This is a genomic window from Enterobacter sp. CFEC122, assembly GCF_052983755.1.
Window position 1 is genome coordinate 1 of record NZ_JBRIQR010000104.1, and the last position, 2,186, is coordinate 2,186.

At 45.2% G+C, this 2,186-nt stretch carries 3 protein-coding genes; all 3 read right to left on the bottom strand.

Features of this window, described 5'->3' with window-relative positions; genetic code table 11:
* Window positions 1-442 (bottom strand): CatB-related O-acetyltransferase (locus tag ACVCAM_RS26265; RefSeq protein ID WP_000186236.1); only part of this gene is annotated, 442 nt, incomplete at its 3' end.
* A gap of 137 nt (window positions 443-579) precedes the next feature.
* Complete coding sequence (locus ACVCAM_RS26270) at window positions 580-1,410, bottom strand: oxacillin-hydrolyzing class D beta-lactamase OXA-1 (protein ID WP_001334766.1); 831 nt, start codon at window positions 1,408-1,410, stop codon at window positions 580-582.
* A gap of 130 nt (window positions 1,411-1,540) precedes the next feature.
* Window positions 1,541-2,095: a fluoroquinolone-acetylating aminoglycoside 6'-N-acetyltransferase AAC(6')-Ib-cr5 gene (locus ACVCAM_RS26275; protein WP_063840321.1), complete on the bottom strand. Its 555-nt coding sequence runs from the start codon at window positions 2,093-2,095 to the stop codon at window positions 1,541-1,543.
* Between the last annotated feature and the right edge of the window lie 91 nt (window positions 2,096-2,186).

The following is a 2,186-nucleotide window of genomic DNA, read 5'->3' on the forward strand; positions in this document are numbered from 1 at the left end:
CCACATCTTTTGTCACCAACGAGCGGCTGCCTATCACCGCACCGTGCCCGATCTTGATTCCGGGCATGACCATTGCCTCAGAGCCGATCCAAACGTCATTGCCAATGACAGTATTACCTGCTTTTTGGAAGGCATCGAGTGCGCTTGAGAATGCAGGTTCTTCCTGCATATAAAAGAACGGGAAAGATGATGCCCAGTCGTACCGATGCCCCTGATTGCCAGCCATGATAAAGGAAGCCCCACTCCCGATAGAGCAGAAACTACCGATGATCAACTTATCAACGTCATCACGGTCCGGAAACAGATACCGTGCGCAGTCATCGAATGAGTGCCCATGATAGTAGCCAGAGTAATAGCTGTACCGCCCAACTTTGATATTGGGGTTCTTCACTTGCTCAGAAAGCAGCTTGCCTTTGAAGGGGCTATCAAAGTAGTTGGTCATAAGAGATCCCGCGGTCTGTGACTTTGCCGTCTAACGTTTGAAATAAGGGGCGCCGAGCGCCAGCGAGGGGAGCCAAAAGCTTGCTTTTGGCCGTCCCGACTTGATTGAAGGGTTGGGCGATTTTGCCATTAGATTTTTTATAAATTTAGTGTGTTTAGAATGGTGATCGCATTTTTCTTGGCTTTTATGCTTGATGTTAAATTCGACCCCAAGTTTCCTGTAAGTGCGGACACAAAAACATATTTATGTCCTGATTTGCTTATAATAAACCCTTCAAACCATCCGTTTTGTAAGGTTCTATTTGCTGTGAATCCTGCACCAGTTTTCCCATACAGTTTTGTACTATTATCCAGATCTTGTAGATACATGTTCTCTATGGTGTTTTCTATGGCTGAGTTTTTAACTGGGAGATTGTGATTAATAATTTTACGCAGGAATTGAATTTGTTCTTCTGGTGAAATTTTTAAGCTACTTTCGAGCCATGCTTCTGTTAATCCGTTGTTTCTTTCTTTATCTCCAGAGAAGTCTTGATTTCCATAATCAAAATCTTTGAGATAATTCTTGATTTTATTTAATCCAATTTTTTGGGTTATTTCTTGCGAAACCCAAACAACAGAAAATTGCATCCACGTCTTTGGTGTATGATTGCTGTTCCAGATCTCCATTCCTTTGGGGGTTTTATCCCATTTGAATATGGTTTTCTGATCTATTATTTCCGCATCAAATGCCATAAGTGATAATGCGATCTTGAAAGTTGAATCTGGTGCCATTTGCGTTGCACACTTTGCTTTATTGAATTGAGCAATTTCAGCGTTTGTGGATGCATCGTAAAGTAAAAAACAACCTTCAGTTCCTTCAAATAATGGAGATGCAACAGTAGAGATATCTGTTGATGCACTGGCGCTGCTGTAGATAATATTTGCAATTATTAAAAAAATAGCGAAGTTGATATGTATTGTGTTTTTCATAATAAGTATTGGTTTGGTAAAGGGCTTAATTTTAACGGCTAACAATTAATGAGGCTCCGGGTTCGCCCAACGTTTGACATGAGGGGCGGCCAAGGGCGCCAGCCCTTGGACGTCCCCCTCGATGGAAGGGTTAGGCATCACTGCGTGTTCGCTCGAATGCCTGGCGTGTTTGAACCATGTACACGGCTGGACCATATGGGGTGGTTACGGTACCTTGCCTCTCAAACCCCGCTTTCTCGTAGCATCGGATCGCTCGCAAGTTGCTCGGCGACGGGTCCGTTTGGATCTTGGTGACCTCGGGATCATTGAACAGCAACTCAACCAGAGCTCGAACCAGCTTGGTTCCCAAGCCTTTGCCCAGTTGTGATGCATTCGCCAGTAACTGGTCTATTCCGCGTACTCCTGGATCGGTTTCTTCTTCCCACCGTCCGTCCCCGCTTCCAAGAGCAACGTACGACTGGGCATACCCAATCGGCTCTCCATTCAGCATTGCAATGTATGGAGTGACGGACTCTTGCGCTAAAACGCTTGGCAAGTACTGTTCCTGTACGTCAGCAAGTGTCGGGCGTGCTTCTTCTCCGCCCCACCACTCGACGATATGAGATCGATTTAGCCACTCATAGAGCATCGCAAGGTCATGCTCAGTCATGAGGCGCAGTGTGACGGAATCGTTGCTGTTGGTCACGATGCTGTACTTTGTGATGCCTAACTTTGTTTTTGCGTTGCTCATGATGTCTAACTCCCAATTTGTGTAGGGCTTATTATGCACGCTTAAA

Excerpts from the sequence above, each read along its gene's own strand:
- ACVCAM_RS26270 (WP_001334766.1), bottom strand. The coding sequence starts at position 1,410 with ATGAAAAACACAATACATATCAACTTCGCTATTTTTTTAATAATTGCA.